Source organism: Desmonostoc vinosum (assembly GCF_059505385.1).
The window spans coordinates 1-6845 of sequence record NZ_JCACKM010000243.1; the positions used below are offsets into that span (position 1 = coordinate 1).

6 protein-coding genes are annotated in these 6845 nt (G+C 40.6%); 1 reads left to right on the plus strand and 5 read right to left on the minus strand.

Annotation, left to right across the window (positions count from 1 at the left end):
* Positions 1 to 156: 156 nt before the first annotated feature.
* The 3 genes from AC5JMF_RS27480 to AC5JMF_RS27490 all read right to left on the minus strand — a co-directional run bounded on the left by AC5JMF_RS27480 (position 157) and on the right by AC5JMF_RS27490 (position 4029).
* A complete protein-coding gene (locus AC5JMF_RS27480; RefSeq protein ID WP_495798881.1) occupies positions 157 to 2697 on the minus strand; it encodes a PAS domain S-box protein in 2541 nt (846 codons plus the stop codon).
* A gap of 582 nt (positions 2698 to 3279) precedes the next feature.
* The gene (locus AC5JMF_RS27485; protein WP_495798882.1) at positions 3280 to 3633 is read right to left on the minus strand and encodes a carbon dioxide-concentrating mechanism protein CcmK; all 354 of its coding nucleotides are present in this window, start codon (positions 3631 to 3633) and stop codon (positions 3280 to 3282) included.
* 84 nt (positions 3634 to 3717) lie between these two features.
* Positions 3718 to 4029, minus strand: coding sequence for a carbon dioxide-concentrating mechanism protein CcmK (locus AC5JMF_RS27490; protein ID WP_495798883.1), 312 nt, complete (start codon positions 4027 to 4029; stop codon positions 3718 to 3720).
* A gap of 152 nt (positions 4030 to 4181) precedes the next feature.
* On the opposite strand from AC5JMF_RS27490, the gene AC5JMF_RS27495 reads away from it, so the two are divergent.
* Positions 4182 to 5075 carry an alpha/beta fold hydrolase gene (locus AC5JMF_RS27495; protein WP_495798884.1) on the plus strand — a complete coding sequence of 298 codons (894 nt, stop codon included), beginning with the start codon at positions 4182 to 4184 and terminating at the stop codon, positions 5073 to 5075.
* Positions 5076 to 5520: 445 nt separating this feature from the next.
* Here the strand turns inward: AC5JMF_RS27495 and AC5JMF_RS27500 are convergent, their stop codons facing one another.
* Both AC5JMF_RS27500 and AC5JMF_RS27505 read right to left on the minus strand, forming a co-directional pair.
* A complete protein-coding gene (locus tag AC5JMF_RS27500; RefSeq protein WP_495798885.1) occupies positions 5521 to 6081 on the minus strand; it encodes a hypothetical protein in 561 nt (186 codons plus the stop codon).
* The gene (locus tag AC5JMF_RS27505; protein ID WP_495798886.1) at positions 6081 to 6716 is read right to left on the minus strand and encodes a ParA family protein; all 636 of its coding nucleotides are present in this window, start codon (positions 6714 to 6716) and stop codon (positions 6081 to 6083) included. The genes AC5JMF_RS27500 and AC5JMF_RS27505 overlap by 1 nt, the downstream gene beginning before the upstream one ends.
* Between the last annotated feature and the right edge of the window lie 129 nt (positions 6717 to 6845).

Genomic DNA, 6845 nt, shown 5'->3' on the forward strand with positions numbered 1-6845 from the left:
CTCCCCGTCTTTGCGTCAACCAAAACGCGAAATCTAAAAAACCTACCCATAAGAGGTGGGGAGTGGGGAATTGGGAATTGTCATTTGTCATTGGTTATTCTCAGCGTCCCCACATCTCCCTCATCTCCCCACTCCCTACTCCCCACTCCCCACTCCCTACTCCCTACTCCCCACTCCCCATTTCACAGCACTAATCGCTTGCAATAACTCTTTCGCTGTGCAGGGTTTAGATAAAAAGGCGCTGACGCCCATCCCAGCAACTTCGGTAATGTTTTGATGAGATAACAGTCCGCTAGTGGCAATAATTGTAATGTCGGGATTGATTTTTTTTAACTTGCGGATGGCGATCGCACCACTCATTGATGGCATCATCATATCCAGCAATACTACGCTAATTTCTTGCTGATATTGAGTATAAATTGCTATGGCTTCTACTCCGTCACTAGCAGTTAATACTTGGTAATTATATGTTTCTAGGGATAATTTAGTAATTTCCCTGATGACTGCTTCATCATCTACTACCAAAATTAATTCACCATTTCCTGTCAGTGGTTCTAGTTCTTGGGAAAGCGATCGCGTGTCTTTATATGCTGAAGCAGGCAAGTAGACTGTAAATTGAGTACCTCTGTCTACCTGACTGTAAACATTGACGAAACCACCATGATTTTTAATAATGCCTAACGCCGTAGAAAGCCCCAATCCCGTACCTTTGCCTATCTCTTTAGTACTGAAGAAAGGTTCAAAAATCCGCTCTTGAGTTTCCAGTGACATACCCATACCTGTATCTGTCACCATGATCGCAATATAAGAACCCATTTGGGCATCTATGTTTATTTGGGTATAGTGTTCATCGATGATGAAATTTTCTGCCGCAATTCTCAAGATACCGCCATTGGGCATGGCATCACGAGCGTTGACTACCAAGTTCATCAGCACTTGATGTATTTGGGTGGTATTGCCACATACGTACCACAGATTTTCTGGTATGTTTGTCTGACAAGTAATTGATTTGGGAAATGTTTGCTTGATGATTTGCTCAATTTCTTGCAAGAGAGGCTGAATTTGGATCATTGTCCGCTTACCTTCGATGCCACGAACAAAGGATAAGACTTGCTTGAGCAAATTCGCCCCGCGTTTGACGTTATTTTCTAAGGTTTTCAGCAACTGCTGACTCTTTTGATCGTGGACTTTCATCTGCAACAGCTGTACTGACATTAAAATTGGTGACAGTACATTATTGAGGTCATGGGCGATACCGCTAGCAAGAGTGCCAATACTTTCTAAACGCTGCGATCGCAAAAGTTGAGCCTCTAGTTGCTTCTTCTGAGTAATTTCAGTATTTACACTGAGAATATACTTTGGTTGACCGTTATGATGTTTTACTAGCGTCCATCGACTTTCAACAATAATCTCTTTACCATCTTTTGTCAGTTGATGCAACTCACCGCGCCACTCGCCTATGTTGATGGTGTCTAAGTAAGCATCTTTTAGCTGTGGAGAAATTTCTTCATACAGAAGCTGGAGGATATTTTTACCTAAAACCTCTTCAATTTTCCAACCATACAAGCGTTCTGCGCCTTTATTCCAAAATAAAACTTGATTGTGAATATTACGTACTACAATTGCATCAGTTGCGACATCGATTAATGTGGCTTGTTCGCGAATTTTCTGTTCGGCTTGCTTATGCGGGGTAATATCTCGTGTCACCGATAAATGGAGGAATGTGCCATCCGATTCGTTACGTAGTGGTACAGCATGGGTTTCCATCCAACGGCGGGTTCCTTTCAAGCCGACGATTTCAAATTCTAGAGTCCCTTTATCGCCTTGGCAAACACTTTTATGCAAAGCTGCAAATGCTGCTTTATATTCTGGCGCGATCGCTAAATCAACTGGTTGACCAATTAATACATCTGCATTATCTACTTCTAATATTGCCAGTCCACTGGCATTAATTTCTAAAAGAGTCCCATCCCTAGCAATTAACTTGATGCATTCTGGTTCTGCATCAATCATAGCTCGCAGGCGATTTTCGTTTTGGCGCAGTGCCAACTCTGTCTGTTGAAGTCGCTTAATGTAATGCCACAGCAAACTATAAAGTAGTGCTATTAGCACTAAATCGACAACAGCAGCAATAAAAAATATTGCCATTGTTTTGCGAGAACTGATTTGCGACTGCTGTATCCATTGCTGTAACAGACTTTGTTCTGCACTTAAAGAGTCGTTAATTAACTTTTGTATATCTTGACTAATTCCTTTTTCTCTCTCGGATAAGATTAGCTCTCTAACTGCTGGCAATCCCTGGTTTTGACTAACAGCAGCTTCTTTTTCTAGGATGTTAAATCTGCGATTAATTTTCTCTTCTAGCAGAAAAACCCATTGCTGCTTTTGCTGGTTAGCCGCAGTTAATTTTCTCAGAATTTGGAGATTACTATTAGTCTGTTGACGGGCCCTTAGATAAGTTTCTAAATCATCTGCATTGGTGGTAATTAAGTAGCTGCGCTGTGCAGTTTCAGCATCTTTGAGCGAGAAAAGTATACTTTCAAGTTGAGTAATAACTTGGTGGGAGTATGTTACTTTTTGTTGATTATTAATCAGCTTGATAGTATTGCTATAAGAGACTACAGCATTAGTTGATACAACTGCCAATGCTAAAATAAATATTGCTTTCAGCTTTTGGATGACAGACCATTTCATCATGCGATCGCCCTTTATAGGGCAGTTGTCTCCTCATCAATTTTGGATAATGCCGTTTTGTGGCTGGAGATTAGAGATTTGGAACTAGGAAAATACATAATCTTCCCAATTCCTCATACCCAATACCCAGTCTGTTTGCAAATTCAAAAACTCATATACTATAAGTTTTTTGACATTTTAACAAATGGTATGTTGATTTTCCTTGTAATGTGCTAATACATTTATCATTGACAGCATTTTATTTATCGTAAGAGTTAGACATCAAGACGCCAAATTTCAATATAAATTATTTACATTTACATTAATTTATATTAATAAATTGTAATTTTCTCAATAGATAAAAACTAAAAAGGTTCGTAGTTGCGCTGTTTTCGCCTTGTTAACCACAAATCCAATGGACAAAATTAGTACTGGCGTGTTTAGCCTTAAATGTTGCATTAAAAAGAACTCTTGTAGGATGGGCGTCTACGTTCCTCAAACGCCACTTCACAAGGGCGGGGGGAACCCCCGCACGTGAGTGGCTCTCCAACCTACAATTTTTTGTATTATTTTAGCTGAAACAATTTACTACAAAATTTGGAGTTTCTAACGTCCGTTTGATGATCTAACAATAGGGTTCTCTACGGAGTCTCGATACTGTTGTACTGCATCTGTATAAGCAATTGGCAGAACAGCTTCCACATTTTCATGGGGACGAGGAATAATTACCCAAGATTCTAAAGTACCACCATAAACGTTTTCTGCGGCTTCAACACCAGCAGCCATGGCTGCTTTGACTTCGGAAACATCGCCACGAATATTAACTGTAAAACGAGCGCTACCAACTCTGATATAACCAACAAGGGTAACTCGGCCAGCTTTTACCATTGCATCTGCTGCTGCTAGTACAGCAGGGAAACCTTTAGTTTCAAGCGCTCCAACTGCCTGTATAGATGACATTAGTAATCTCCTTTATGAATAAACGTAAGTGCGCGACTAATTAATTGTACGAAGCTTCGTTACAGATTTTGATAGCAAAATTGCTTAGAAGATACGGAACGGTTCGGATTTTTCGGTAAAGTGGATTGGCAAAATGCTTTCTACATTTTCCGGGGGATTAGGAACTATGTAGTGAGTAATTACTGTACCAGTCTTGACTTGCTCTCCAGCTTCTATTCCTGCTTCGACGGCTCTTGTTACTTCTGCGACTTGTCCCCTAACGGCGACTAGTAAACGAGCGCTTTCAGCTTGACCATAATACACAATTGTGACTGCGGCAGATTTCACCATTGCATCTGCTGCGGCTAAGACACCGGGAAAACCCAAAGTTTCAATTACGCCAACCGCCATTGGCATGGCATTAGCTCCTAGATCAATGAAAATAAGTGATATCAATTGTACGAGGGTTTAGTCCCAATTATGACGTTTGGGAAAATTTTCTTGGATGTAGGTTTGTTTGGAGGCGCGTGTTTGTTTGTGTAATTGAGAATTAAGGTAGACTGATATTTATGTTTCCTAATTTTCTTCCTACGGCTGTTGAGCAATTAACAGAGCCTGCGTCGATCGCTCTGGCTCGGAGTATTCAAAGTCATGCGATCGCTACTCCTTTATCTCATCAATTAATTACCACAACCTATGTGCGTTTGGGGAGTGGTGGAACGCCTATTTTATTGATTCATGGTTTTGACAGTTCTGTATTGGAATTTAGGCGACTTTTGCCCGTGCTTGCGAGAAATCATCAGACTTGGGCAGTAGATTTGTTGGGTTTTGGATTTACAGATAGACTTGCTGGTATTGCTTATAGTCCGAGTGCAATTAAGACTCATCTTTATTATTTCTGGAAAAGCTTGATTAACCAACCAGTAATTTTGGTGGGTGCTTCGATGGGAGGTGCGACGGTGATTGATTTTGCGCTTTCTTATCCAGAGGTGGTAGAGAAGTTGGTGTTAATTGATAGTGCAGGTTTGGTGGGGGGTTCGCCGTTGAGTAGATTGATGTTTCCGCCGTTGGATTATTTAGCAACTGAGTTTTTGCGTAATCCTCAAGTACGCGATCGCGTTTCTCGCATAGGATATAAAAATCCCACTCTTGTTTCTGTTGATGCCCTATGTTGTGGTGCATTACATTTACAGATGCCTAGCTGGCATCAAGCTTTAATTGCTTTTACTAAGAGTGGTGGTTACAAAGCATTTAGATTTAAGAAGTTAGCCGAAATTGTCCAACCAACACTGATTTTATGGGGTGATTCTGATAAGATTTTGGGTATTAAAGATGCCACAAGATTTCATAGAGCGATTCCCCAAAGTACTCTAATCTGGATTCAAGATTGCGGTCATCTGCCTCATTTAGAACAGCCAGAAATCACTGCTAAATATATTTTAGATTTTAGTAGTAAGACATGAGCTATAAAGTCAAGCAAGTAACTCAAGTTTATCTCAAAATCAACGCGAGAATTGACACCTACGGGACAATGAACACAAAGAGCAAGCCACCATTTACCCTGATACTTATGGGTATGAGCAAATAGTAGCAAGTGAGATATTGCCAAAATTGGATATTTCTCTGCTAGAGCAATGCATTGTAATTTCAGATTCAATCCAAGCCATTGACGAATTTGAACAAGGGCTAAAAACGGCCAATGATTGAGAAAGATAGCCACGTCACCATAATTATTTTGTCAAACTTTATAATCTAAAACTTAATTCATCCCCTATACTACGCCCTTCAAACATACTAATCTCAATAGATTTCTTGCAAAAGTCCTTCTTTGCGCCTTTGCGTGAGGCAAAAAAATATTTATGCAAGAGGTACAATAGCGATACAGTATCTTATCCTTGGGTACTTACCCTAGTCAAGTAACCACATTTGATTAGAACTATCAGCTTGCTCATCTGGCTGACTTTGAGGCAGATCATCTGGTAGTCGGTAAGATTTTCTGTAATGTACTGGTTTTAAGCTTTCCTTTGGTTTTAAGCTTTCCTTTGGTTTTAAACTTTCCTTTGGTTGTTTTAAAACATTGATCTCTTCTATGAGTTGAGAATTAGATTCTGCAAGTTGCAATGCAGTTTTTTTAGTTTCATGCAGTTCTTTTGTTAGCTTTTCGACTGATGCTTCTTGCTCCGATAAGCTTGATTGTAAATTAGCAATTTTTTGCTGAAGATCAGCTGCATTTTGGTCTTTTTTTTCTAGAGTTTCTTTTAGCTCTTTGATAATTACTTCTAAATCAGCCTTAGTAGGATTTGTGCGCTTAGCTGGAGTTTGTTCAGCTACTGGTGTGGAATCTTCATCTGCTGAAGCATTCTCTTGCATAACTTCCTCTGCTACAACTTCAATTACTGAATCACCCTCAGAGGGTGTAAATTTTTCCGCTTCTTCTTGTAGCAAGTCGGAGAGACGTTTTCTAACCATTATTTTTTCCTCCAATCACGCTGTAATTCATCAGCTACACGACAGTAGTCTAACTCCGCCTCCCGTGCATTTTTTCCTCGCCATTGAGTAATTGCTACACCCTCAAGTGCTGCTCGTTCATGAGCTTTATAAGCACGGATAAGAGTACTAAAAACCGGAATTCCTAGCCGCGTGAGAGTGTTTTTAGCTTCTAGCGCTTCCCCCAAACTCCGTGTATCAACTTTAGTTAATAGAACTCGATGGGGAGTTCCCACAGGATTGACAGCTTCTTTCACTGTCTCAACAAGAATAGCTAAATCCATTGCTGCTGGGGGAGTTGGCAAAACTAGATAATCCGCGATCGCAACTACAGCCGCTAGTGCTTCCGAGTGTAACGCAGGAGGTGTATCTACTACTACTAAATCGTAACCTGATATCTTTTGTAAATCACCCAAAAGTTTTGGATCGTTTTCTTGAGATAGATCAAATCCCATTCCTTGCTGATTGCGTCCACACCACCAACTAGCAGATCCTTGAATATCTGCGTCAATCAAGATCACCTTTTTATTACTAGCAAAGTTTGCAGCGAGATTTACTGCGGTAGTCGTTTTGCCGACTCCCCCTTTACCGTTGAGAATAGCGATGATTTTTGGCACTGCTTACTTCCGATGCTGCCTTACAAGAATATACCGCTTTGTGTGTCGTTGAGGGAATGGGGGGACTGGGGATTGGGGATTGGGGACTGGGGACTGGGGATTGGGGACTGGGGACTGGGGATTGGGGAT

Bases quoted from the DNA above. Each gene is read 5' to 3' on its own strand.
- AC5JMF_RS27495 (WP_495798884.1), top strand. From the start codon at position 4,182: ATGTTTCCTAATTTTCTTCCTACGGCTGTTGAGCAATTAACAGAGCCT.
- AC5JMF_RS27490 (WP_495798883.1), bottom strand. From the start codon at position 4,029: ATGCCAATGGCGGTTGGCGTAATTGAAACTTTGGGTTTTCCCGGTGTC.
- AC5JMF_RS27500 (WP_495798885.1), bottom strand. From the start codon at position 6,081: ATGGTTAGAAAACGTCTCTCCGACTTGCTACAAGAAGAAGCGGAAAAA.
- AC5JMF_RS27480 (WP_495798881.1), bottom strand. From the start codon at position 2,697: ATGATGAAATGGTCTGTCATCCAAAAGCTGAAAGCAATATTTATTTTA.
- AC5JMF_RS27485 (WP_495798882.1), bottom strand. From the start codon at position 3,633: ATGTCATCTATACAGGCAGTTGGAGCGCTTGAAACTAAAGGTTTCCCT.